Genomic DNA, 25,562 nt, shown 5'->3' on the forward strand with positions numbered 1-25,562 from the left:
AATGTGGCGCATGTCCTATTGTTTAAGTAAGGGAATCTATGCGCCGGCTTCGACCTGTCCCTATTGCTGCTTGCTTGTTGCCTCTCGTCTTGACGGCGTGCGGCAACTCGTCCACCGCTGAAGATCCACGCACGCATGCCCCTCTGGTGAGGTCCACTGCGGTTCAGGGTTCGTCCGACGTTTCACGCTCTTTCACTGGCGTCGTGGCTGCCCGCGTCCAGGCTGACCTGGGCTTTCGGGTATCAGGCAAGATACTTGAGCGTTTGGTTGACACTGGTCAGACCGTTAAGCGGGGTCAGCCGCTCCTGCGTCTCGACCCAATCGACCTGGGGTTGCAGGCGCGAGCACAGCAAGAGTCGGTCATGGCCGCTCGGGCCAGAGCCAGGCAGACAGCTGATGACGAGGCCCGATATCGCGACCTGGTCGCCGCAGGCGCTATTTCTGCATCGGCCTACGACCAGATCAAAGCAGCGGCTGATACCGCAAAGGCACAGTTCAGCGCTGCAGAGGCGCAGGCTGACGTGGCTCGCAATGCTTCCGGTTATGCGGTGTTGTTTGCTGATTCCGATGGCGTTGTGGTGGAGACGCTCGCCGAGCCCGGGCAAGTTGTCAGCCCGGGGCAGCCCGTGGTTCGACTGGCACGGGCCGGGCAGCGCGAAGCCATCGTGCACCTGCCCGAGACACTACGCCCGGCAGCAGGGTCCACTGCGCAGGCAACGCTTTACGGCAATACCACGGGTGCTGTTACAGCGAAGCTGAGGTTGCTTTCTGACTCGGCCGACCGTATGACGCGCACCTTTGAGGCGCGGTATGTGCTTGAGGGCGCGTTGGCCAATGCGCCGCTGGGGTCGACCGTCACGCTTCGGATCGCCGAAGGCACCGCAAATGCACAGGTGTTGCAAGTGCCGATCGCTGCCGTTTATGACCCGGGCAAAGGCACTGGCGTGTGGGTCATTGCTGGCGAACCAGCGAAGGTGACCTGGCGGCCTGTTCGGGTCTTGGGCTTGAGCGACGACGCAGCGCGAGTTGCAGGCGATCTCAAGGTCGGCGAGCAGATTGTCGCGTTAGGCACACATCTGCTGCGCGATGGTGAGGAGGTGAGACTGGCTCAACAGGGTGACATCAAAGTTGCCGGGAGCCATCCATGAGCCAGGGGCGCTTCAACCTTTCGGCGATCGCCGTTCGCGAGCGCTCGATCACGGTATTCTTGATCTTGCTGATCGCTGTTGCAGGGATCCTGTCGTTCTTCCAACTGGGGCGTGCGGAAGATCCTCCGTTTACGGTCAAGCAGTTGACGGTCATTACCGCGTGGCCAGGCGCTACAGCGCAGGAGATGCAAGATCAGGTTGCAGAGCCACTTGAAAAACGCCTGCAAGAACTGAAATGGTACGACCGCACGGAAACCTACACCCGTCCAGGTCTTGCCTTCACCATGGTGACACTGCTCGATCGCACACCGCCTTCCCAAGTGCAGGATGAGTTCTATCAGGCGCGTAAAAAGCTCGACGATGAGGCCATCAAGCTACCGGCAGGTGTCATTGGCCCGATGGTCAACGACGAGTTTGCAGATGTGACATTTGCGCTTTTCGCCTTGAAAGCCAAAGGCGAGCCGCAGCGACTGCTGGTGCGTGATGCGGAATCGTTGCGCCAGCGCCTGTTGCACGTGCCGGGTGTGAAGAAGGTCAACATCATTGGTGAGCAGGCCGAACGCATCTTTGTTTCCTTCTCTCATGATCGGTTGACCACGCTGGGTGTATCTCCCCAGGACATTTTTGCCGCGCTGAACAATCAGAATGTGCTGACGCCTGCCGGCTCGATTGAAACCGATGGGCCGCAAATCTTCCTCCGCCTCGACGGGGCCTTCGATAAGGTGCAGAAGATTCGTGACACACCTCTTGCGGTGCAAGGTCGAACACTGAAGCTCTCGGACGTGGCTACGGTCGAGCGTGGCTATGAAGATCCGGCAACCTTCCTCGTACGTAATAACGGTGAGGAGGCCCTGCTGCTGGGGGTCGTGATGCGTGAGGGCTGGAACGGTCTTGACCTGGGCAAGGCATTGGACGCGGAGACGACCAGAATCAATGAAGGCATGCCGCTGGGCATGACGCTCACCAAGGTCACCGATCAGTCTGTGAATATCAGTTCGTCCGTCGACGAGTTCATGGTCAAGTTCTTCGTCGCCCTACTGGTTGTGATGCTTGTCTGCTTTCTCAGCATGGGCTGGCACGTAGGTATTGTGGTGGCGGCGGCTGTGCCGTTGACGCTGGCCGTAGTGTTTGTGGTGATGGCGGCCACTGGAAAGAACTTTGACCGTATTACCCTCGGGTCGCTGATTCTGGCGCTTGGACTGCTGGTGGACGACGCCATCATTGCTATCGAGATGATGGTGGTGAAAATGGAGGAAGGCTATGACCGCATCAACGCTTGCGCGTATGCCTGGAGTCATACGGCCGCACCGATGCTTTCCGGTACGCTGGTGACCGCTATCGGCTTTTTGCCCAACGGCTTCGCACAGTCGACAGCCGGCGAGTACACCAGCAACATGTTCTGGATCGTGGGCATTGCCCTGATTGCATCATGGGTGGTGGCGGTGGTTTTTACCCCCTATCTGGGCGTGAAGATGTTGCCGAAGATCAAGAAGGTCGAAGGTGGTCACGCGGCCATCTATAACACCCCTAATTACAACCGCTTCCGCCAGATTTTGACGCGCGTCATCGCCCGCAAATGGCTGGTGGCCGGTACTGTTATTACTACGTTTGTCGTAGCGATTCTCGGCATGAGCCTGGTCAAGAAGCAGTTCTTCCCCACCTCGGACCGTCCTGAGGTGTTGGTCGAAGTGCAAATGCCCTATGGAACCTCCATCGAGCAGACCAGTGCCACCACCGCCAGGATTGAGGCCTGGCTGCAAAAGCAGGATGAGGCAAAAATCGTCACCGCTTATATCGGACAAGGCGCGCCGCGCTTCTACCTGGCGATGGCGCCGGAACTCCCTGATCCATCGTTCGCCAAGATTGTGGTGCTGACGGACAGTCAGGAGGCGCGCGAGACCCTCAAGTTCCGTATTCGCGAGGCGGCTGCCGAGGGACTTGCCCCAGAAGCCCGTATCAGAGTGACTCAACTGGTGTTTGGTCCGTATTCGCCATTCCCTGTTGCCTACCGGGTGATGGGACCTGATTCGACAAAATTGCGTGAGATCGCAGGCCAGGTACAGGAAGCGATGCAGGCGAGCCCAATGATGAGAACCGTCAACACCGACTGGGGCCCGCTTACGCCGACGTTGCATTTCACCCTGGATCAGGACCGCTTGCAGGCGGTGGGGCTGACGTCCAGTGCTGTCGCGCAGCAGCTGCAGTTCCTGCTCGCGGGGGTACCCATCACGGCAGTTCGTGAGGACATTCGTTCGGTGCAGGTGATCGGGCGCGCCGCGGGTGATATCCGGCTCGACCCTGCAAAAATAGAAGGCTTTACACTCGTGGGCATGGCGGGCCAGCGGATTCCGCTGTCCCAGGTAGGGGAAGTCGACGTGCGTATGGAGGATCCGATCCTACGGCGTCGTGACCGCACACCGACCATTACCGTGCGCGGCGACATTGCCGAAGGCTTGCAGCCACCGGACGTCTCGAGCGTGATCACAAAGGAACTGCAGCCGGTCATCGACAAGTTGCCTGATGGGTATCGTATCGAGCAGTCGGGAGCCATTGAGGAGTCGGGCAAGGCCGGCCAGGCGATATTGCCGCTGCTCCCGATCATGATTGCCATCACGCTGCTGATCATCATCCTGCAAGTACGTTCGATCTCGGCGATGATCATGGTGTTTCTCACCGCGCCGCTGGGGTTGATTGGCGTGGTGCCGACATTGCTCATCTTCCAGCAACCGTTTGGTATCAACGCCCTGGTCGGCCTGATCGCACTTTCGGGTATTCTGATGCGTAATACGCTGATTCTGATTGGGCAAATCCATCACAACGCACAAGAAGGACTGGATCCGTTCCACGCAGTGATCGAAGCCACCGTGCAACGTGCTCGCCCGGTGCTGCTGACAGCGCTCGCAGCCATCCTGGCATTCATCCCCCTGACTCACTCCGTCTTCTGGGGGACCCTGGCCTACACACTGATCGGAGGCACGTTCGTCGGAACCATCATCACGCTAGTGTTTCTGCCGGCGATGTACTCCATCTGGTTCAAGATCAGTCCTGTCACTCAGAGGCAAACTGAAATAGCAGAGCTGGCGTAAGCGCCCGAACTGACTAGAAGAGAGGACGCCATCCCGTCCTCTCGTTGTTCACCTCACTACAAAGTTGACAATTCATGTGTTCTCAATAGGTAATGCAATCAAATTTCTGAATACCAGCATGGAGCATGTTTATGTCTAGTGAAGTGAAGCTGGTAATTTTGATTTCTACGCAGGTGGGGCGAGGACAAGAGCAAATTGATGCATTTGAAAAACTTGCCCCACTTGTCAGAAATGAAGATGGGTGCCTGCAATACGACCTTCATAGGGTCACTGACGATGAAGACCAATTTGTTTTGATTGAGCGATGGGCGTCGAAATCAGCCCTGGAAGCTCATGAAATTACGCCTCATATGATTGCAGCTGACGCATACAGTCCTACCTTCAGGGCAGGCCCTGCGACCGTTTTGCACCTTGGATCAACGATCCCGGCTTAGATCCCATTTAGAAAAACTTTTCTTTGGACGAAAAAAAATGGACCTCTTTTCAGAGATCCATTTTTTAATGCTTGGAGCGGGAAACGAGACTCGAACTCGCGACCCCGACCTTGGCAAGGTCGTGCTCTACCAACTGAGCTATTCCCGCGTCTTGGTGAGGCGCATTCTATAGAATCCAGATGCGCCGTCAACCCCTTGATTCAAAAAAGTTTTATTTCTTTTCCACGTCCGTCTTCAGATGCGGCCAGGCAGCCCGTAAATATTGGACCATGGACCACAACGTCAGGCCTGCGGACACCAGCAGCAAGGCGTAGCCCATCAGGACCCAGAAGCTGAAACTCGACGGATTGGCCAGCAGGATCACCAGCGCCAGCATTTGCGCGGCGGTTTTCCATTTGCCCAGGTTCGACACCGCCACATGAGCACGGGCACCGAGTTCAGCCATCCACTCGCGCAGTGCGGAAACGACAATTTCACGACCGATGATCACGGCGGCCGGCAGCGTGAGCCACAGATTGCCATGTTCTTGCACCAGCAGAACCAGGGCAACGGCGACCATCAACTTGTCCGCAACAGGATCGAGGAAGGCCCCGAACGGTGTGCTTTGTTCCAGACGACGGGCTAGATATCCGTCGAGCCAGTCGGTCGCGGCAGCAAATGCAAAGACCGAGGCGGACGCCAAATAGCTCCAGTGGTAAGGCAAGTAAAACAGCAAAATGAAGATCGGGATGAGCAGGACGCGTAGAACGGTAATCAGATTAGGGATATTCATCGGCACAACTGGCTACGAGGTGAGTTGGGCATTCTACTCGCTGTGCAGATTTGCATAAATCAACTCTGCGAGCTTTTTGCTGATTCCGGGTGCTTTGGCGATCTCTTCGATGCTGGCACGAGACAGCTCCTGCAATCCACCAAAATGTTTCAACAAATCGCGTCGTCGTGTCGGTCCGACGCCGGCAACGCCCTCAAGTGTAGACGTGCGGCGAGTTTTTCCACGACGTGCACGGTGCCCGGTAATGGCAAAACGGTGGGCTTCGTCGCGTATCTGCTGAATTAAATGCAGCGCGGGGGAATCGCCGCGCAAGGTGAATTCATGGGCCGCATCGTTGAGGTACAGGGTTTCGAAACCGGCCTTGCGTGTTGCGCCCTTGGCCACACCCAAGAGAATCAGGTCTGGCACGGCTAGTTCGTTAAGCACATCACGGGCCATGGACAGCTGACCTTTACCGCCGTCGACCAGCAAAATGTCCGGCAACTTGCCCTCGCCGTCCTTCAATTTGCTGAAGCGCCGGCTCAGGGCCTGATGCATCGCGGCGTAGTCATCGCCCGGCGTAACGCCTTCAATGTTGTAGCGGCGATAGTCGGATTTGATCGGGCCTTCCGGGCCGAACACCACACAGGACGCCACAGTGGCCTCGCCGCTGGAATGACTGATGTCATAACACTCAAGACGTTGCGGCGGTTCGTCCAGGTTCAGCACGTCGGCGAGGGCATCGAAACGTGCCGCAACGTGTTGCCGGTTAGCCAGACGTGCGCCCAGTGCTTGCTCGGCATTAGTGACCGCCAATTGCTGCCAGCGCGCTCGGGTGCCGCGTACTCGATGGCTGATGGTCAACTCACGACCGCGCAGCTCTTCGATGGCTGCGATCAGGGTCGGAAAGTCTTCGTGAACCACGTTGACGATCAGCTCGCTCGGCAAGTCGCGTTCGGGACTGCTGATGTAATATTGGCCGAGAAACGCGGCCATGACCTCGGAAACGTCTTCCTCAATACCCACCTGCGGAAAGAAGTTCTTGCTCCCCAACACCCGGCCACCGCGCACGCTGATCAAGTGCACACAGGCGCCACCTGGATTGACGAACGCCGCAATCACATCGACATCACCTGTCCCGCCTTCCATGCTTTGCTGATCCTGGACCCGACGCAGCAATGAGATCTGGTCACGCAACTCGGCGGCGCGCTCGAACTCGAGGTTAGCCGCCGCCTCCTCCATGGCCGCAGACAACTCGTCCGCCAGGGCGTTGCTGCGCCCTTCAAGAAACATCACCGAGTGGCGCACATCTTCGGCATACACCTCGGGCTCCACCAGTCCCACACACGGTGCCTTGCAGCGCTTGATCTGGTATTGCAGGCAAGGTCGAGCGCGGTTCTTGTAAAAGCTGTCTTCACACTGACGAACAAAAAAAGCCTTTTGCAGCAGACTCAGGCTTTCGCGAATCGCACCGGCGCTGGGATAAGGGCCGAAATATTTGCCCTTGGCCTTTTTCGCCCCCCGATGAATGCTCAAGCGTGGGAACTGACCATCCGAGAGAAAGACATAAGGGTAGGATTTGTCGTCGCGCAGCAGGATGTTGTACGGCGGGCGCCATTCCTTGATCAGCGTCTGTTCAAGCAGCAAGGCTTCGGTTTCGTTGGCCGTGATAGTGGTTTCGACCTGGGCGATACGGCCTACCAGCGCAGCGGTCTTGGGGGCGAGACCCGCCTTGCGGAAGTAGCTCGCCAGACGTTTCTTGAGATTTTTGGCTTTGCCGACATACAGCAGACGCGCATCGATGTCGAACATGCGATAGACGCCCGGCCGCCCACTGACCGTCGACAGAAAAGCACTTGGATCGAAAGTTTCAGTCATTTTTAGAGGCTGGCATCAACCATGCCGTGACGAACCGCCAACAGCGTCAACTCGACATCGCTGCTGATCGAAAGCTTCTCGAAAATTCGGTAACGGTAGGTATTCACTGTTTTTGGCGACAGGCACAGCTTGTCAGAAATGATCTGCACCTTCTGGCAGCCAACAATCATCAACGCAATCTGGATTTCCCGCTCCGACAACGCGTCGAAGGGCGAATCATTGGTTGGCTGGAACGATTTGATCGCCAGTTGCTGGGCAATTTGCGGGCTGATATAGCGTTGCCCGGCAAACACCAGGCGAATGGCCTGGACCATTTCAGGCAATCCGGCGCCCTTGGTGAGATAACCTGCGGCACCTGCCTGCAACAGCCGGGTAGGAAACGGATCCTCTTCGCACACGGTGACTGCGACGACTTTGATGTCTGGATGACTGCGCAATAATTTGCGCGTGGCTTCAAGACCACCGATCCCGGGCATCTTGACGTCCATCAGCACAACATCGGGTTTCAACTCTCGCGCTTTAAGCAGGGATTCCTCCCCTGACTCAGCCTGGCCGACTACTTGCAGGCCATCGATGTCAGCCAGCATTCGTGTAATGCCTGTACGAACGAGATCATGGTCATCGACTACTAGCACCCTAATCAAGCAGACACCTCGCGATTTGGTCTTATTGGATTGCCGAACACCTTAGCAAAAAGCAACTGGCAGACCTAGCGCAAAGCAGCATATAAAAAGTGTCAATTCTTCTTGCGAGGCTTGCCACCAGAGTGTTTCAGCGAAGCAGTCCATTGATATCACGCTGCATTCTCAGGAAACAGTCGTCTTTGCCGACCACCTTCAGCCCCTTTCTTTCGTAGAGCTTTTTTGCCGGGTTATTTTCAAAAACGGTCAGACGCAATGCCGAACGTCGCTCCTTGCATGCCATGGCGAATACCTGATCGATCGCCCAGGAACCTGCGCCCTGGCCCTGGTACGCTTCAAGTAAATGCAATTCGCGGATATACAAGGCTCTGGCATCACGGCTCAGGCTGATATAACCCATCAGCGTTTCATCACGCACAATCAGCCAGTTTTCGCGCCCCTCCCAAGCGACATCGAAGGCCTCGTCCAGCCATAACAGTTCATGTTGAATGTAGTAGCGAAGCATGTTTCGGCAAGTCAGGTTACGAGCGAAGTCCAGGTCCCGAGATGTTGCCGGACGTAATTCGAACCCCATTCAAGCCTCCGCCACAGCCACGATTTGCCCCTTCCAGCCGTCGACATTGCGGCGAGCAACGACCATAAGGTTCCCCGTGCCCGGTGCCGCCACAATCAACGTCCCGTCCGCCGCCCAGATTGCACTGCGTCCTGCCGATACCCAGCCACCCGTTGCGCCGCCATGGTTGGCCATCAGCACCGCCATCGCATGGGTTTGGGCATAACCTTGCAGTAGTGCGGTATCTGGAGCGTAGCCGTTTTCTGTGATCAACACGCCCGCAGCGTAAAGATCAGCGCCCTGCCGTGCCGCGGCAGCCGCGTGACTGGCGTGAGAAAAATCGGCGCATACCGCTAGCGCGACGGTGTCGGTACCGATCTTTAATGTCGAACCGCCCGTTCCCGGGGCAAACGCCACTTCCTCGCCCGGATGCAGATGCTGTTTGCTGTAAACCCCGAGCGAACCGTCGGCGCCCAATACCAGAGCACTGATCAATACCGGTGAATCGTCCGACAGACGAATCGGCATCCCGACGATACTGGTCACACCGACTTCCCGTGCGAAATCGCGCAGCGGCTGCAACACCCCGGCGTCAGGCGCTATGGCCAACTCTGCCGCCAGGCTACGCTCATACCCGGTCAGCGATAGCTCCGGAAACACCAGCAATTGCACGCCCTGCTCCGCGGCAACCTGCATGAAGCGCTGATGCCAGGAAATATTGGCAGCAAGATCACCGGCAATGGAGATCGATTGAGCGGCGGCGATGCTCAGTGTCGTCATGGTTCGTCCTTATGTCGTTGTTTGGGCGCAGCGCAAAGTGTGTCACAACCCTCTATGTACTCAAGCGATAGAAAAGCCCGTGATCTTCGATAGCATTTTCTGATTGAATCCGCGTACCGGCCTCTAGTAAGCTCGGTGCATTCATCGGAGACAGACCATGCTCAACGCCCTCTCACAGCTTCGTAACCTCAGCGCCTCGCGCTCGGTTGTGGCTGCCCGGGCGAATGACGTTTGTGCTTCGGTCAGCTTTTATTTTGGGTATTGGTTTAGCCACTGGCGCGCCTGATACCCACACGGCGCCCACTTTAAACGGGTCGCCACCAGAGAATTCTCAACCCCCGGTCGGCTCCCCGACCGGGGGTTTTGTTTTTTCAGCGCCCTGCATTTAGCTGCATACATTTTTAGCGACAACCAGACAATTTGAGGATTCACGACATGAACTACGCCACTTATTACCGTTACGACAGTTTTACCGCCTGGCGATTTATCAGCCTCCGCTCGGGACAGCCTGCCGCCTCCGATCGGTCACCCACAGGTGGCAAGCACACACACGCAGCCAATCCGGCCAATTGTCGAACACCCCAGTAGGGCCGAGCGCGCGGGAACGAACCCGCCGCCAGCCCAGGAAGCCCGAATATGAACTCGTCCGTCTCTGCTCTGCCACTGTCCACCCTGAGCCCTGCCAATGAAGCGCTGACTTTGCGTCTGCCCAGCTCATTGCAGCTCAAACAACAATTACCCCTCAGCAATGCCCTGACCCGGCAAGTCGCCGCTCACCGTCAGGCGGTTCGCGCGATCCTCAACGGTGAAGACTCCCGTCTGCTGGTCATCGTCGGCCCCTGCTCGATTCACGATCCCCGTTCAGCCCTCGAATACGCCGCCAACCTGGCCCGGCTGGCCGCCGAAGTCAGCGATGAAATGCTACTGGTGATGCGCGCCTACGTCGAAAAACCCCGCACCACGATCGGCTGGAAAGGCCTGGCCTACGACCCGCAACTGGATGGCAGCGATGACATGGCGGGCGGTTTGACGCTGTCCCGCGAATTGATGCGCGAAATGCTCCAACTGGGCTTACCCATTGCTACCGAGCTGCTGCAGCCGATGGCCGCCGGCTACTTCGATGACCTGCTGAGCTGGGTTGCGATTGGCGCCCGTACCACCGAATCACAGATCCACCGGGAGATGGCCAGCGGCCTGAGCATGCCGGTAGGGTTCAAGAACGGTACCGATGGCGGTGTGGCTATCGCCAGCGACGCCATGCGCTCGGCCGCCCATCCGCATCGGCATTTCGGCGTCGATAGCCAAGGGCACCCTGCAATTATCCAGACACCGGGCAACCCCGACACCCACCTGGTACTGCGTGGCGGCCATCGCGGGCCGAACTACGACCGCGACAGCATCGCCCAAGTGCACAGCGATTTGACCAGACTCAAGATTCCGGCACGGATCATGGTTGACTGCAGCCATGCCAACAGCGGTAAAGATCCATTGCGTCAGCCAGCCGTGTTCAACGATGTGTTTGAACAACGCCTGCAAGGTGATCGCTCGCTGGTCGGCATGATGCTTGAGAGCCATCTGTTCGAAGGCTGTCAGCCATTGAGCCCGTCGCTGCGTTACGGCGTGTCAGTAACGGACGGCTGCCTAGGCTGGACCGGGACGGAACAATTGTTACTGCAGGCAGCCGAGCGACTTCGTTCTCAGCGCCACACTCAACAGCCAAAGTGACCAGTGCCCGCCGTCCGGCTTTCAATCGAAAACCGGACGGCGGTTGATGTTAAATCAGTTATGACTGCACTTGCACCAACGTGGCTTCGGACTGCTGGCTCACATCGTCGAGACGTTCAACTGAATAGGCTACTCGGACCGTCAAGTCCCGATGCTCGCGCCAGAATCTATAGGGAACGATAAATACCAGCGGCTGACCGGCCATTTCCCTGGATATTTCACGATCATCGCGATGACTGAAATGCTCCCCGTCACATTTCAGATAGATCAATTCCCCCTCTTCGGCCTGGGCATCGTCGATCACAATCGTGACACCATCGATCGCATCTTGCAGATCCAGCCAACCCTCATCGGCTTCCAGCACGGTAGGTGGCAAAAGCGGTCCTCGCTCCAGCGGGCCGATCAATAGCCGTGCGGGCTCCGAGAAGCGTGATGCTTGCCCCTTCTGCTCGACGCTATAGCTGATCGTTACGACTGCCCCGAGATTGGGTGCAATACAGTCGGGACTTACCCAAAACGATAGTTCGCCGCCGACTGCAAAGGATTCGATTTTCAATGCGTCATTGAAGCTCGCTTGTGGCGTAACGCCTGCCCAGGACAGCAAGACCCGATCCCCAGCCGCCATCCGGGCATACGGTCTGATCGTTACGCGCGCGCCCTCCGCGACCCTGTCCGGATCGAGCGTGCCGCCCACCGCATCGTCCACCATCACAGGCAACAAATCTGGCCGGGCATCCCCGACGTTCAGGTATAAGCGCCCGGACTCCACAGGTTCACGAAGGCGCGCAGTGTAGAGGATGTAGTAAACCTCGAGTGACCCGCCGTCCAGTGCGGCGATGTGTACACCCGATACGCAAAAGACAATCGCCCTGCCCACCTGAGCTTCGCTGACAAAACGCGACACCTCATGCCAATACGCAACACCCTCTGAGTCGATACCTGACCAGAGCATGTCCAGTTTGTCGCCACAGACCATGCCGGGGTAAGCCGCGACGGTGACGATGGCCTTTTTTTCGGATGGATCGAGCGTAGCGTTAATCGCCTGGTCCAGCTGTGGTGCCGCCCTATATTGCTCTACGACATTCAGGCTATCTGCTTCACAAGTCATTCATACGCTCCAGTCCTTGGAATAAATGCCGCCTTGAAGGTCGGCATCGAACGAAGCCTATTGAACCCCACGACGCCAATCCGCGCTGCCGGACAATCGCGTCGGCTTGCACAGTAAAAGGACGTTTCAGAGGTAGGTCATTACGAAGAAGCGTTCAGCCATCGTTAAAAGGATGTCCGGATATTCCGATCAGGACCGCATGTTCATCCGAACTTTCGTACCGTTTCTATTCCGTTTTCATCAGGTTGCAGCGGCTTTTTCATACATCGCCGAACGGCTGGTGTGCATTAGAGTGCCCCTTGAGTACACACCTGACCTACTGCGAAAAAGGAATCTACATGCTAAGGAATGCAACCACTCAGTATCCCATCCTGCTGGCCCATGGGCTCTTCGGCTTCGACCGCATCGACAATCTGGAACTGTTCCATGACGTCAAGCTGGCCCTGAGAAGTGCCGGCGCGAGGGTTTTCATCCCACATCTGTCAGCTACCCACAGCAATGAAACCCGCGGTGAACAACTGTTGGCGCAGATCGACCGGGTATTGCAAGGAACCGGTGCAAGCAAAGTCAACCTGATCGGTCACAGTCAGGGCGCATTGGCTGCACGGTATGCCGGAGCTCTGGCGCCGGAGGCAGTCGCCTCGGTGACATCGGTCAGCGGGCCGAACCATGGCTCGGAACTGGCCGATTTCCTGCGCAAGGCGCTGACGCCCGGGCGCCTGCCGGAGCATGTCGCCGGAGCGGTGGCCACCCTGTTCGCCGACTTCCTGTCGTTGCTCAGCGGCAACCGGCACCTGCCGCAGAATGCCATCGCCGCGCTCAATGCGCTGACCACCGAAGGCGTCGGCGCATTCAACGACAAGTACCCTCAAGGCCTGCCGAAAACCTGGGGCGGCAAGGGTCGCGAATTGGTGAACGGCGTGCGCTACTATTCCTGGAGCGGCACCCTGCAGGGAAACATTCCCGATGAGGGGCTCCATGCAGTCAATCCGTTGCACGGGTTCCTCCGGGCTTTCTCCCACTATTTCACCACCGAAGCCGAGCAGAATGACGGCATGGTTGGCCGATTCAGCAGCCATCTGGGTAAAGTGATCCGTTCAGACTATCCGCTGGATCATCTAGATGGCCTCGGCCAGACAACCGGTCAAGTCCGCAAGGGCATCGACCCGATCGCCCTTTACGTACAGCATGCCGAACGCTTGAGAAATGCCGGCCTTTAAGCAATGCCTTGATGCCACGCGATAGACGGAACTGACATTGTCGGAACTGACATTAATGGAACTTTGAGAGAGAAATAGCCCACTGAATCCGGTAGGCTCCGCACTTTATTGAACATTGAATGGAGTATTTTCCCATGGCCAAAGCCACTGCCCGTCACATCCTGGTTTCCAGCGAAGAAAAGTGTAATGAACTCAAAGCCCAGATCGAGGCCGGTGCCGACTTCGCCGAAGTCGCTAAAGCCAACTCCAGCTGCCCGTCCAGCCGCCAGGGCGGTGATCTGGGTTCGTTCGGTCCAGGCCAGATGGTCAAGGAATTCGACACCGTGGTCTTCAGCGCACCGATCAACGTGGTACAAGGCCCGGTCAAGACCCAGTTCGGTTACCACCTGCTGGAAGTGACCAGCCGTCAGGACTGATCAACCCTTGAGCTTTCTACACAACGGCCCGCCCTTTGGTGGGCCGTTGTGCTTTCGTTACGTGATACGGCTGGCGAGGGACGCGCCGCTAGCGTACAAATTGTGGTTATCGACCACCCGGCTCCAAGGCTGACAATGCGACTGGCTTTCCCCACTTTGTTGTTCACTGCCGTGGCCCTGTTGTTGGGCGCCGGCGGTGTGAACGCTGCACCGCAACATGCGTTGACCGTGTACGGTGAACCGGCGAAGTATCCCGCTGGCTTCAGCCATTTCGCCTACACCAACCCGCGAGCGCCCAAGGGCGGCACGATGCGTCGCTCGGCGGTGGAAATCGGTCATTTCGACCATATCCTGCCGTACATCGACAAAGGCACGGGTGTCACGCAGATCGATGGTTTGATCTACTCGCCCCTGGCCCAGCGTTCGCTGGACGAGCCCTATACTGTCTACGGCTTGGTGGCCCAACGGATGGAGCGTTCCGATGACGGACTGTCTTTACGTTTCTACCTGAATCCGAAGGCCCGTTTCGCCGACGGCAAGCCGATCACCGCCGAAGACGTGCGCTATACATTCGACCTGCTGATGACCCAGGGCAGCCTGCGCTATCGCACGCAATTCGCCGACGTCAAAGGCGTCGAAGTAGAGTCGGCACTTACCGTTCGATTCGACTTCAAGAGCAACGAAAACCGCACCCTGCCCCTCGACCTCGCAACCTTGCCGGTATTTCCCGAGCACTGGTGGAAATCCCGCGACTTTGCCAGCGGCGGTGGTTACGAGCCACCGCTGGGCAGCGGGCCATACCGCGTGAGCAAGGTCGACTCCGGGCGCAGCATCACCTTCGAGCGTAACGCCGACTGGTGGGGCAAGGATTTACCGGTCAGTCGCGGCCTCTACAACTTCGATCATTTCAGCATCGAGTACTTCGGCGATACCGACGTTGCCCGTCAGGTGCTGCGTGGCGGCGCCTACGATTACAACCGCGAATTCTCCGCCACCGCCTACTCCATCGGCTACGACAGCCCGGCGCTGAGTGACGGTCGCCTGCAAAAGGCCCACCTGGCCAAAGAGGCACCGCAATCGTCTCAGGGGTTTGTGTTCAACCTGCAAAACCCGATGTTTCAGGACCGCCGAGTGCGCCAGGCCCTGGCCATGCTCTGGGATTTCGAGTGGAGCAACCGGCAAATGATGCGCAACCTGTACATCCGCCAGCAGAGCTACTTTTCCAATACCGACCTTGCTGCCCGGCAACTGCCCGACGCAGGTGAGCGGGCGATTCTCGAGCCGCTGCGCGGGCAGATCCCCGACGAAGTTTTCACCCAGGTCTTCGAAGCACCGAAAACCGACGGCAGCGGCGTAATTCGCGACAAACAGTTGCAAGCCCTGGACTTGCTCGAACAGGCGGGCTGGAAACCCGATGGCGATCAGCTGGTCAATGCACAAGGTCAACCGCTGAGCTTCACCTTCCTGATCAGCCAGAACGGCATGGACCGATTGCTGCTGCCTTATAAGCGCACCCTGAAACAAATCGGCATCGACCTGAATATTCGCCACATCGACGCGTCCCAGTACATAAATCGCCTGATGTCCCGGGATTACGACATGATCGTCACCGGCTACCCGGTCACCACTTCGCCGGGCAACGAGTTGTACAACTATTTTGGCTCAGTAGCGGCCAACGATGCCGGTTCCAACAACTATATGGTGCTGAAGAACCCGGCGGTCGATACGCTCATCAATGGGCTGGTCCGCGCTACGACCCAGGCTGACATGCTGCGCTACGCCCATGCCCTGGACCGTGTCCTGCAATGGAACTTCTACTGGATTCCCAACTACTACCCGCCAGGCAGCTCGACCGTGTGGTGGAACCGCTTCGGCATTCCCTCGGTACAGGCGAGCAATGACGCAGCCATCGAGAGTTGGTGGCAAGTGAGCTCCACTCCTTTGACCAACCAACAGATGACTGCCGAGCTCATCAAACGCGGCAAACCCGGAGGGCCACACTGATGTGGGCTTACGTATTGCGGCGCTTGCTGCTGATCATTCCGACACTGGTGATCATTCTTCTGGTCAATTTCATCATCGTTCAGGCCGCACCTGGTGGCCCGGTGGAACAGGCCATTGCGCAGTTGCAAGGCATCGGCGGCACGAATATCGACGGAGGTTCCAGCGACGCCGTGCAGGGCAGTTCGCGTGCCAGTCGTGGGCTCGATCCGCAGTTGATCAAAGAGATCGAAAAGCAATACGGCTTCGATAAGCCGGCACCGGAACGTCTGTGGTTGATGCTCAAGAGCTATGCCCGCCTCGACTTCGGCAAGAGCTTTTTCCGCGGCGCCACCGTCACTGACCTGATCCTGGAAAAAATGCCGGTGACCATTTCCCTCGGGCTCTGGGCCACGCTGATCACTTATCTGGTGTCGATCCCTCTGGGCATCCGCAAGGCTGTGCACCATGGCAGCCATTTCGATATCTGGAGCAGCACCGCGATCATCATCGGTTATGCGATGCCGGCATTCCTGTTCGCAATGTTCCTGATCGTGGTTTTCGCCGGCGGCACCTCGTTGAACTGGTTCCCGGTGCGCGGACTGGTTTCGGACAACTTTGACTCGTTATCGACCCTTGGCAAGATCGTTGATTACTTCTGGCACCTGGTGCTGCCGGTGACGGCGCTGGTAGTTGGCGGTTTCGCCACGCTGACCATTCTCACCAAAAACTCCTTTCTGAATGAAATCACACGCCAATATGTGGTGACTGCCCGTGCCAAGGGCTTGAGCGAACGCCGGGTGCTTTACGGCCATGTGTTTCGTAACGCGATGCTGTTGGTGGTATCAGGGATTCCGCAGGCCTTCATCAGCGTCTTTTTCGCCGGTTCGCTGCTGATCGAAGTGATTTTTTCCCTCGATGGCCTGGGTCGCATGAGTTATGAAGCTGCGGTTTCACGGGATTACCCGGTGGTCTTCGGTTCGCTGTTCATCTTCACCTTGTTCGGCCTGCTGATAAAACTGATCGGCGACCTTTGCTACACCCTGGTCGATCCACGTATCGACTTCGCGGCGAGGAACGCCTGATGTTCAAGCTCTCGCCGCTGGGCCGTCGCCGTTTCGATCGTTTCAAGAAAAACCGTCGGGGCTGGTGGTCGTTGTGGTTGTTTATCGGCCTGTTCCTGTTGACCCTGGGCGGCGAGTTGATCGCCAACGACAAACCGCTGATGGTCAGTTATCAGGGCTCGCTGTATTTCCCGGCATTCAAACGCCACACCGAGCAGGAGTTTGGCGGGCAACTGCCATTCCAGGCTGACTACCGCAGCGATTACGTGCAGAAACTGATCCACAAGGATGGCGGCTGGATGCTGTTTCCGCCGATCCCGTTCAGCCACGACACGCCCAATTACGATCTCAACCAACCGGCGCCGAGCCCGCCGTCGAAGGTCAACTGGCTGGGCACCGACGATCAGGCCCGCGACGTGTTGGCCCGGGTGATTTTCGGGGCGCGGGTGTCGATTTTGTTTGCGTTGGCGCTGACGTTTATCAGCGCGCTGATCGGCATCGCCGCCGGCGCCCTGCAAGGCTATTACGGTGGCTGGGTCGACCTGCTCGGTCAGCGCTTGCTGGAAGTCTGGTCGGGGCTGCCGGTGCTGTACCTGCTGATCATTCTGTCGGGGTTCGTCGAGCCGAATTTCTGGTGGCTGCTGGGGATTATGGCGCTGTTTTCCTGGCTGGCTTTGGTGGACGTGGTGCGCGCCGAGTTCCTGCGCGGGCGCAACCTGGAATACGTCAAGGCCGCCCGTGCGCTGGGCCTGACCGACCGCAAGGTGATTGTGCGGCACATTCTGCCCAACGCGATGAACGCCACGCTGAGTTATTTGCCGTTCATCCTGACCGGGGCGATCTCCACCCTCACGGCGTTGGACTTCCTCGGCTTCGGCATGCCGGCCGGCAGTGCATCTCTGGGTGAATTGATCGGTCAAGGCAAGCAGAATCTGCAAGCACCGTGGCTGGGGTTGACGGCGTTTTTCACCCTGGCGCTGATTCTTTCTTTATTAGTGTTCATTGGCGAGGCGTTGCGTGATGCCTTTGATCCCAGGTCATGACGCGGACTGTTGATATGAGTGACAACCTGATCGAAATCCGTGACCTCACCGTCGCCTTCAGCGGCCAGACGGTGGTGCGCAACCTGTGCCTGGACATCCGCCCCGGCGAATGCCTGGCGCTGGTCGGCGAGTCGGGTTGCGGCAAGTCGGTGACCGCCCACTCGATCCTGCAACTGCTGCCCGAGACTGGCACTGAAACCACCGGCAGCATTCGCTATCGAGGCCAGGAATTGATCGGCACCGACATCAAGGTTTTGCGTGAGCTGCGCGGCAACCGGATCGCGATGATCTTCCAGGAGCCGATGACCTCCCTCAACCCGCTGCACAGCATTGAAAAGCAGATCGGCGAAACCCTGCTGCTGCATAAGGGGCTAGGTGGCAAAGCGGCGCAAGCGCGGATACTCGAGCTGCTGCAACTGGTGGGCATCCAGAAGCCCGAAGAGCGGCTCAAGGCCTATCCCCATCAACTGTCCGGCGGCCAGCGACAACGGGTGATGATCGCCATGGCACTGGCCTGCGAGCCGGAATTGCTGATCGCCGATGAGCCGACCACCGCGCTGGATGTGACGGTGCAGCGCAAGATTCTGTTGCTACTCAAATCCCTGCAAAAGCGACTCGGCATGTCATTGCTGCTGATCAGTCACGACCTCAATCTGGTGCGCAGCATCGCCCAGCGAGTGTGCGTAATGAAAGCCGGGGAAATCGTCGAGCAGGCGCCCTGCGAAATACTGTTCACCGAGCCGAAACATCCTTACAGCCGCGTGCTGTTGAACGCCGAACCGGAAGGCGAAGCCCTGTCCCGGGACGAGCGTGAAAAGGTGCTGGAAGTGGACAATCTGCACGTACAGTTCGCCCTCGGTGGCGGGCTGTTTCAGCGTAAAACATACCTGCGCGCGGTGGATGGCATCAGTCTGAATGTTCAGCGCGGCAAGACCTTGGGCATCGTCGGCGAATCCGGTTCGGGCAAGTCCACCCTCGGGCAGGCGATCCTGCGCTTGCTCGACTCGCAGGGCAGCATTCGCTTTCAGGGTGAGGCCCTGGATGGCTTGACGCAAAAGCAGCTGCGACCGTGGCGCAAAAAGATGCAGGTGGTATTTCAGGATCCCTTCGGCAGCCTCAGCCCGCGGATGTCGGTGGCGCAGATCATCAGTGAAGGTCTTGAGGTTCACAGCCAGTCCACCCCGGACGAATGCGAAGCGCAAGTGATCCAGGTGCTGGAAGAAGTCGGCCTCGACCCGCAAAGTCGTCATCGCTATCCGCACGAGTTTTCCGGCGGCCAACGCCAACGCATCGCCATCGCCCGGGCACTGGTGCTGAAACCGGCGCTGATCCTGCTCGACGAACCGACCTCGGCGCTGGATCGCACGGTGCAAAAACAAGTGGTCGCCCTGCTCCGCCAGCTTCAGGAAAAACATGGCCTGACCTACCTGTTCATCAGCCACGACCTGGCCGTGATACGCGCCCTGGCCCACGACATGATCGTGATCAAGGACGGCAAAGTGGTGGAAAGCGGCGCGAGCCACGACGTGTTTGATTCGCCGCAGCATCCGTATACCAAGGAGCTGTTGGCGGCGGCGCGTCCGGGGTGGGCATAATCGGCGCCATGTCGTTGGACCGTGTCGCGGCCTTCGCGAGCAAGCCCGCTCCCACATTGGATCGCATTAACACCTCAATTCAAATGTGGGAGCGGGCTTGCTCGCGAAGACGCCCATAACAACACCACACATTCTGGATATGACACCGATGAACACCACCGAAAGCCTCAAGGACTACCAGCGCGTTCGCACCCTGGCGATCCGCTCACTGTTCGAAATCATCGAGCAATCGAGCGAAGGCACGGTGATTGTCGATCGCGATGCGAACATCGTCTGGATGAACGAGCGTTACGCAAAGCGTTTCGGTCTCGAATCGGCCGCAGGTGCGATCGGCAGGGCCTGTGAAAGCGTGATCCCCGGCAGCCTGTTGCGCGAAGTGGTGCGCACCGGACGACCCATTCTGCTGGACATGCAGGACACCCCCAAGGAACCGCTGGTGGTGATGCGCCTGCCGATTCACGACGATGCCGGCGCGGTGATCGGCGCCATCGGCTTTGCCCTGTTCGACGAGTTGCGCAGCCTGTCGCCGATGCTCAAACGGTACCTGAGCATGCAGGAAGAACTGGCCTCTACCCGCTCGCTGCTGCGGGCACGGCAGACCAAGTACAACTTCGCCCATTTCATCGGCACCAGCGCCGCCAGCCTGGAAGTCAAACGCCGCGCCCGGCGCAGCGCCAGTGCCGAGTCTCCGGTGTTGTTGCTGGGCGAAACCGGTACTGGCAAGGAGCTGCTGGCCCAGGCAATTCACGGCGCCTCACCGCGTGCGCACAAAGCCTTTGTCAGTATCAACAGCGCAGCGATTCCCGACGCGCTGCTGGAAGCCGAGTTTTTTGGTACCGCGCCTGGCGCATTCACCGGCGCCGATCGCAAGGGCCGCTCCGGCAAGTTGCAGATCGCTCAGGGAGGTACGCTGTTTCTCGATGAGATCGGCGACATGCCACTGCCGCTGCAAAGCAAGTTACTGCGAGTGCTGCAGGAAAAGGAATTCGAGCCGGTGGGCTCCAACGAAGTGATCCAGAGCGATGTGCGGGTGATCGCGGCCACCTCCACCGATCTGGAAGCGGCAATCAAACGCGGCGAGTTTCGTGCCGATTTGTATTACCGCCTCAACGTCCTGCCGATCCAGGTCCCGCCGCTGCGTGATCGCCTTGATGATTTGCCGGCCCTCAGTGAAGCAATTCTCGAGGAGCTGCGTAGTCAGCACGAACTGAACCCCGAAGCCTTGGATTTGTTGGGTCAACATGCCTGGCCGGGGAACATCCGCGAACTGCGCAACGTGCTGGAACGCGCGGCCTTGCTCAGTGATGATTTGATGCTGAATGCAGTGGATATCCGCGCGGCAATTGGCAGTTTTATGCCGGTGCAGCGTGTGACGCCTCCGCCCCTTGAACCGATTGCCCATGAAACCTTCAGTGAGGCTCGCGAGCGGTTTGATCGGCAGTTGATTGAATCCGCCCTCGCGCAATGCGGTGGGAAGGTTATCGACGCGGCGGCACGGTTGGGGTTGGGGCGGTCGACGCTGTACAAGAAGATGGTGGCGTTGGGGATTGCTGAGTCTCCATAAAGAGACATTGGATCTCTATTGGTAGACATGGCCTCTTCGCGGGCAAGCCTCGCTCCTACAGGTAGCGCGATGGCGCATATACCCCAATCCCCGTAGGAGCGAGGCTTGCCCGCGAAAGCGTCAGCCCAGCCAGCAAAAATCTCAATACAGAGACAAAAACCCACACAATCATCTCACAAACAAATAATTCCTTTAAATTTCAATAGCTTATCTTCTGGCACGAAACTCGCTATAGCCCTCCCAACAAAGCTTCACCTACAAAAATAACAATCCAGGAGACACACCATGAGTGTGATCATTGCCTTGGCAGCCCTCACGCTGCTGATGGTGGCTGCTTACCGTGGCTACAGCGTTATCCTCTTTGCCCCGATCGCCGCCCTCGGCGCCGTCCTGCTCACCGACCCTTCCGCCGTTGCCCCAGTCTTCACCGGGGTGTTCATGGAAAAAATGGTCGGCTTCGTCAAACTGTATTTCCCGGTGTTCCTGCTCGGTGCCGTGTTCGGCAAGCTGATCGAGTTGTCGGGCTTCTCCCGCTCCATCGTCGCGGCGGCGATTCGCCTTCTCGGTACTCGCCAGGCCATGCTGGTGATCGTGCTGGTCTGCGCCCTGCTCACTTACGGCGGCGTGTCGCTGTTTGTGGTGGTGTTTGCGGTCTACCCGTTTGCCGCCGAGATGTTCCGTCAGAGCAATATTCCCAAGCGCCTGATCCCGGCGACCATCGCCCTCGGCGCATTCTCGTTCACCATGGACGCCCTGCCCGGCACGCCGCAGATCCAGAACATCATCCCCAGCACCTTCTTCAACACCACCGCCTGGGCGGCACCGTGGCTGGGTGTGATCGGCACGATTTTCGTGTTCAGCGCCGGCATGCTGTTTCTGCAGAGCCAGCGCAACAAGGCCCAGCGCAGCGGTGAGGGATATGGCTCAGCGTTACGCAACGAGCCGGAAACCGCGCCGGACATCAAGCTGCCTAATCCATGGATCGCACTGTCGCCGCTGTTGATGGTAGGTCTGATGAACTTGCTGTTCACCCGCTGGATTCCAGAGTGGTATGGCAAGACACACAGCCTTTCGCTGCCGGGCATGGCAGCACCGGTGACCACCGACATCGCCAAACTGACAGCGATCTGGGCGGTCCAGGCAGCCTTGCTGGTAGGCATCGTCATGGTGTTGGTGTTCGCCTTTCAGACGATTCGCGGCAAGTTGGCCGAAGGCAGTAAAAGTGCGGTCAGCGGCGCGCTGCTGGCGGCCATGAACACGGCATCGGAATACGGCTTCGGTGCGGTGATCGCGTCGTTGCCGGGCTTTCTGGTGTTGTCCGGCTGGCTTAAAAGCATTCCCAATCCGCTGGTCAACGAAGCGATTACCGTGACCCTGTTGGCCGGCATCACCGGCTCCGCATCGGGCGGCATGAGTATCGCGTTGGCGGCGATGTCCGAGACGTTCATCAGCGCCGCCCACGCCGCCAGTATTCCGCTGGAAGTGCTGCACCGGGTCGCCGCGATGGCCAGTGGCGGCATGGACACTTTGCCGCACAACGGCGCGGTGATTACGTTGCTGGCGGTCACCGGTTTGACCCACCGCGAAGCCTATAAAGACATTTTCTGTATTACGCTGATCAAGACACTCGCTGTTTTTGTGGTGATCGGTACTTTCTACGCCACTGGCATTGTGTGAGGTATTCATGACGACTCTTTCGGGCAAGACCGCACTGGTCACCGGTTCCACCAGCGGCATCGGTCTGGGGATCGCCCTGAGCCTGGCCAAGGCTGGTGCCAACCTGATTCTCAACGGTTTCGGCGATGCGTCCTCGGTGGTTGCCGAAATCGAAAAATTCGGCGGCAAGGTCGGCCATCACCCCGCCGACGTCAGCGACCCGGCGCAGATCGCCGAGATGATTGAATACGCCGAGCGTGAGTTCGGCGGCGTGGATATCCTGGTCAACAACGCGGGCATCCAGCATGTGGCGTCGGTGGAAGATTTTCCGGTGGAGCGCTGGGACTCGATCATTGCGATCAACCTGTCGTCGGTGTTTCACAGCACCCGTTTGAGCTTGCCAGGGATGCGCACCAAGGGCTGGGGACGGATCATCAACATCGCTTCGGTGCATGGCCAGGTCGGTTCGGTGGGCAAGGCGGCGTACGTTGCGGCCAAGCATGGTGTGATCGGCCTGACCAAGGTGGTCGGTCTGGAAACCGCTACGACGAACGTCACCTGCAACGCCATCTGCCCGGGTTGGGTGCTGACGCCGCTGGTGCAGAAGCAGATCGATGATCGCGCCGCGACCGGGATCGAGCCGCAGCAGGCGCAACATGACTTGCTGGCCGAGAAACAGCCGTCTCTGGAATTCGTGACGCCGTCGCAGCTGGGTGAGTTGGTGCTGTTTTTATGCAGCGAAGCCGGTAGCCAGGTGCGTGGCGCGGCATGGAATATTGATGGTGGGTGGCTGGCGCAGTAACCCGCCGCCAGCCTGCATGATCGTTCCCACGCTCTGCGTGGGAATGCAGCCCGGGACGCGGAGCGTCCCAAAGCGGACGCGGAGCGTCCATTGAGGCATTCCCACGCAGAGCGTGGGAACGAGAGAGGCCAAGCCATGTCCGACATTCTCTGGCAACCCGGCACCGAGCGCATCGGCAAGACCCGCATGGAGGCCTTCCGGCGCTTCGTCAATCAGCGCCATACCCTTGAGATCGCCAACTACCCTGCCCTGCACCAATGGAGCATCGATCAGCGGGCAGCTTTCTGGCAGGCGATCGTCGATTTCTTCGACATCCGTTTTCACGATCAGCCAGACACGGTGCTGATAGAGGGCGCACAAATGCCCAGCGCCCAATGGTTCCCCGGCGCCACACTGAACTTCGCCGAACACTTGCTGCGCCGTCGTGACGATGCCGTGGCAGTGGTGGCCATCGGCGAAAACGGCCAACGGGAACAACTGACCTGGGCTGAACTCGCGAGCCATGTCGCCGGTTTTCAAAACGGCCTGAAAGCTGCCGGTGTCGGCCTAGGCGACCGCGTGGCCGCGTGCATGCCGAACACTTGGCAAACCCTGGTGGCCATGCTCGCCACCACCAGTCTGGGCGCGATCTGGTCTTGTTCCTCACCCGACTTCGGCACCCACGGGGTGATCGACCGTTTCGGCCAGATCGAGCCGAAAGTGCTGATCACCTGCGCCGGTTACCGCTACGCCGGCAAAGAGATCGACCAGAGCGCCAAGGTCAATGAAATCCTCGGACAACTGCCGTCCCTGCAGCAGTTGATCGTTGTGCCTTACGCACGCCCCCAGACGCGCATCGAGGATTTTCGCTGTCAGGCCAACGTGACGCTGTGGGACGATTTCTACGATCCGGGCGGCGAGCCGCAATTCGTCCCCGTGCCCTTCGCCCATCCGCTGTACATCCTCTATTCCAGCGGTACCACCGGCGTGCCCAAGTGCATTGTGCACAGCGCCGGCGGCGTGCTGCTGCAACACGTCAAGGAGCATGGCCTGCACACCGATCTCGGCCCCGGCGACCGTTTGTTCTACTACACCACCTGCGGCTGGATGATGTGGAACTGGTTGGTCTCGGCCCTGGCCGTCGACAGCGCCGTGGTGCTTTACGACGGCTCGCCATTTCATCCAGGCCCGGAGCGCTTGATCGACCTGATCGACGACGAACGCATCAATGTCTTCGGCACCAGCCCCAAGTTCCTCACCGCGCTGGAAAGCAACGGTGTGAAGCCATGCGACAGTCATGACCTGAGCAGCCTCAAAACGGTGCTGTCCACCGGTTCCGCGCTGTCCCCGCAAAGCTTCGATTACGTCTACCGAACGTTCAAATCCGACCTGTGCCTGTCCTCGATGTCCGGCGGTACCGACATCGTGTCCTGTTTTGTGATCGGCAATCCGCTCCTGCCGGTACGCCGCGGTGAAATGCAGTGCAAGGGCCTGGGCATGGCGGTGGAAGTCTGGAACGACGCCGGTACGCCTGTGATCGGTGAAAAAGGCGAGCTGGTGTGTACCCGACATTTTCCGGCCATGCCCATCGGGCTGTGGAACGACCCTGACGGGGAGAAGCTGCAGAAGTCCTATTTCAGCCTGTTCCCCGGCATCTGGGCCCAAGGCGATTACGCCGAGCAACTGCCCCATGGCGGCATGCTGATCCATGGGCGTTCCGATGCGGTACTCAACCCCGGCGGTGTACGCATTGGCACAGCAGAAATCTATCGTCAGGTGGAGAAAGTCACACAGGTACTGGATAGCGTGGCCATCGGTCAGCAATGGCAGGATGACGTGCGGGTGGTGCTGTTTGTGAAGTTGCGCGACGGTGTCGAGCTGGACGAAGCGCTGCAACAACAGATTCGCCAAGTCATCCGTGCCAACACCACACCCCGGCATGTGCCGGCGAAGATTGTCGCGGTGACGGACATTCCGCGGACCATCAGCGGCAAGGTGGTCGAGCTGGCGGTGAGGAATGTGGTGCATGGCCAGCAGGTGAAGAACACCGATGCACTGGCCAATCCCGAGGCACTGGAGCAGTTTCGTGATCGCCCTGAATTGAATGATTGAGACGTAGATTCACTGTGGGAGCGGGCT

At 58.6% G+C, this 25,562-nt stretch carries 20 protein-coding genes and 1 tRNA gene; 14 read left to right on the plus strand and 7 right to left on the minus strand.

The window, feature by feature from the left end; genetic code table 11:
- Positions 1-38: 38 nt before the first annotated feature.
- The 3 genes from MEB48_RS02665 (at position 39) to MEB48_RS02675 (ending at position 4,668) form a co-directional block, all read left to right on the plus strand.
- A complete protein-coding gene (locus tag MEB48_RS02665; protein ID WP_237881598.1) occupies positions 39-1,148 on the plus strand; it encodes an efflux RND transporter periplasmic adaptor subunit in 1,110 nt (369 codons plus the stop codon).
- Complete coding sequence (locus MEB48_RS02670) at positions 1,145-4,234, plus strand: efflux RND transporter permease subunit (protein WP_237881615.1); 3,090 nt, start codon at positions 1,145-1,147, stop codon at positions 4,232-4,234. The genes MEB48_RS02665 and MEB48_RS02670 overlap by 4 nt, the downstream gene beginning before the upstream one ends.
- A gap of 131 nt (positions 4,235-4,365) precedes the next feature.
- The gene (locus MEB48_RS02675) at positions 4,366-4,668 is read left to right on the plus strand and encodes a putative quinol monooxygenase (protein ID WP_237881617.1); all 303 of its coding nucleotides are present in this window, start codon (positions 4,366-4,368) and stop codon (positions 4,666-4,668) included.
- Between the two features lie 72 nt (positions 4,669-4,740).
- Here MEB48_RS02675 and MEB48_RS02680 read toward each other — a convergent pair.
- The 6 genes from MEB48_RS02680 to MEB48_RS02705 form a co-directional block, all read right to left on the minus strand.
- Positions 4,741-4,816: transfer RNA gene (locus MEB48_RS02680), tRNA-Gly, on the minus strand.
- 63 nt (positions 4,817-4,879) lie between these two features.
- Complete coding sequence (pgsA, locus tag MEB48_RS02685) at positions 4,880-5,440, minus strand: CDP-diacylglycerol--glycerol-3-phosphate 3-phosphatidyltransferase (protein ID WP_007896267.1); 561 nt, start codon at positions 5,438-5,440, stop codon at positions 4,880-4,882.
- A 33-nt stretch (positions 5,441-5,473) separates the two neighbouring features.
- The gene (uvrC, locus tag MEB48_RS02690) at positions 5,474-7,297 is read right to left on the minus strand and encodes an excinuclease ABC subunit UvrC (RefSeq protein WP_237881619.1); all 1,824 of its coding nucleotides are present in this window, start codon (positions 7,295-7,297) and stop codon (positions 5,474-5,476) included.
- A 2-nt stretch (positions 7,298-7,299) separates the two neighbouring features.
- Positions 7,300-7,941: a response regulator transcription factor GacA gene (gene gacA / locus MEB48_RS02695; protein WP_008015884.1), complete on the minus strand. Its 642-nt coding sequence runs from the start codon at positions 7,939-7,941 to the stop codon at positions 7,300-7,302.
- Positions 7,942-8,068: 127 nt separating this feature from the next.
- Entirely contained in the window at positions 8,069-8,512 is a 444-nt protein-coding gene (locus tag MEB48_RS02700; protein WP_237881621.1) for a GNAT family N-acetyltransferase, read from the minus strand.
- Positions 8,513-9,271, minus strand: a complete 759-nt coding sequence (locus MEB48_RS02705) for a carbon-nitrogen hydrolase family protein (protein ID WP_237881623.1) — start codon at positions 9,269-9,271, stop codon at positions 8,513-8,515.
- Positions 9,272-9,907: 636 nt separating this feature from the next.
- Between MEB48_RS02705 and MEB48_RS02710 the strand changes: the two genes are divergently transcribed.
- On the plus strand, positions 9,908-10,996 hold the full coding sequence (locus tag MEB48_RS02710; RefSeq protein WP_237881625.1) for a 3-deoxy-7-phosphoheptulonate synthase: 1,089 nt from the start codon (positions 9,908-9,910) through the stop codon (positions 10,994-10,996).
- Between the two features lie 58 nt (positions 10,997-11,054).
- Here MEB48_RS02710 and MEB48_RS02715 read toward each other — a convergent pair whose 3' ends face one another.
- Complete coding sequence (locus tag MEB48_RS02715; RefSeq protein WP_237881627.1) at positions 11,055-12,104, minus strand: hypothetical protein; 1,050 nt, start codon at positions 12,102-12,104, stop codon at positions 11,055-11,057.
- Between the two features lie 338 nt (positions 12,105-12,442).
- On the opposite strand from MEB48_RS02715, the gene MEB48_RS02720 reads away from it, so the two are divergent.
- From MEB48_RS02720 to MEB48_RS02765, 10 genes are all read left to right on the plus strand, one after another.
- On the plus strand, positions 12,443-13,324 hold the full coding sequence (locus tag MEB48_RS02720) for an esterase/lipase family protein (protein ID WP_237881629.1): 882 nt from the start codon (positions 12,443-12,445) through the stop codon (positions 13,322-13,324).
- Positions 13,325-13,458: 134 nt separating this feature from the next.
- The gene (locus MEB48_RS02725) at positions 13,459-13,740 is read left to right on the plus strand and encodes a peptidylprolyl isomerase (RefSeq protein ID WP_007898306.1); all 282 of its coding nucleotides are present in this window, start codon (positions 13,459-13,461) and stop codon (positions 13,738-13,740) included.
- Positions 13,741-13,875: 135 nt separating this feature from the next.
- Entirely contained in the window at positions 13,876-15,744 is a 1,869-nt protein-coding gene (locus MEB48_RS02730; protein WP_237881631.1) for an extracellular solute-binding protein, read from the plus strand.
- On the plus strand, positions 15,744-16,805 hold the full coding sequence (locus MEB48_RS02735; protein WP_237881633.1) for a microcin C ABC transporter permease YejB: 1,062 nt from the start codon (positions 15,744-15,746) through the stop codon (positions 16,803-16,805). Before MEB48_RS02730 ends, MEB48_RS02735 begins: the two co-directional genes overlap by 1 nt.
- A complete protein-coding gene (locus MEB48_RS02740; RefSeq protein ID WP_237881635.1) occupies positions 16,805-17,827 on the plus strand; it encodes an ABC transporter permease in 1,023 nt (340 codons plus the stop codon). Before MEB48_RS02735 ends, MEB48_RS02740 begins: the two co-directional genes overlap by 1 nt.
- Positions 17,828-17,841: 14 nt before the next feature.
- Positions 17,842-19,422, plus strand: coding sequence for an ABC transporter ATP-binding protein (locus MEB48_RS02745; protein ID WP_237881637.1), 1,581 nt, complete (start codon positions 17,842-17,844; stop codon positions 19,420-19,422).
- 148 nt (positions 19,423-19,570) lie between these two features.
- Positions 19,571-20,986 (plus strand): sigma-54 interaction domain-containing protein, encoded by a 1,416-nt coding sequence (locus MEB48_RS02750; RefSeq protein ID WP_237881639.1) that lies wholly within the window; start codon positions 19,571-19,573, stop codon positions 20,984-20,986.
- A 285-nt stretch (positions 20,987-21,271) separates the two neighbouring features.
- The gene (locus MEB48_RS02755; RefSeq protein WP_237881641.1) at positions 21,272-22,663 is read left to right on the plus strand and encodes a GntP family permease; all 1,392 of its coding nucleotides are present in this window, start codon (positions 21,272-21,274) and stop codon (positions 22,661-22,663) included.
- Positions 22,664-22,670: 7 nt separating this feature from the next.
- Positions 22,671-23,444: a 3-hydroxybutyrate dehydrogenase gene (hbdH, locus tag MEB48_RS02760; RefSeq protein WP_237881643.1), complete on the plus strand. Its 774-nt coding sequence runs from the start codon at positions 22,671-22,673 to the stop codon at positions 23,442-23,444.
- A 135-nt stretch (positions 23,445-23,579) separates the two neighbouring features.
- On the plus strand, positions 23,580-25,535 hold the full coding sequence (locus MEB48_RS02765) for an acetoacetate--CoA ligase (protein WP_237881646.1): 1,956 nt from the start codon (positions 23,580-23,582) through the stop codon (positions 25,533-25,535).
- The last annotated feature ends 27 nt before the right edge of the window (positions 25,536-25,562 follow it).

This window comes from Pseudomonas sp. PGPR40, assembly GCF_022014505.1.
Classification (GTDB): domain Bacteria; phylum Pseudomonadota; class Gammaproteobacteria; order Pseudomonadales; family Pseudomonadaceae; genus Aquipseudomonas.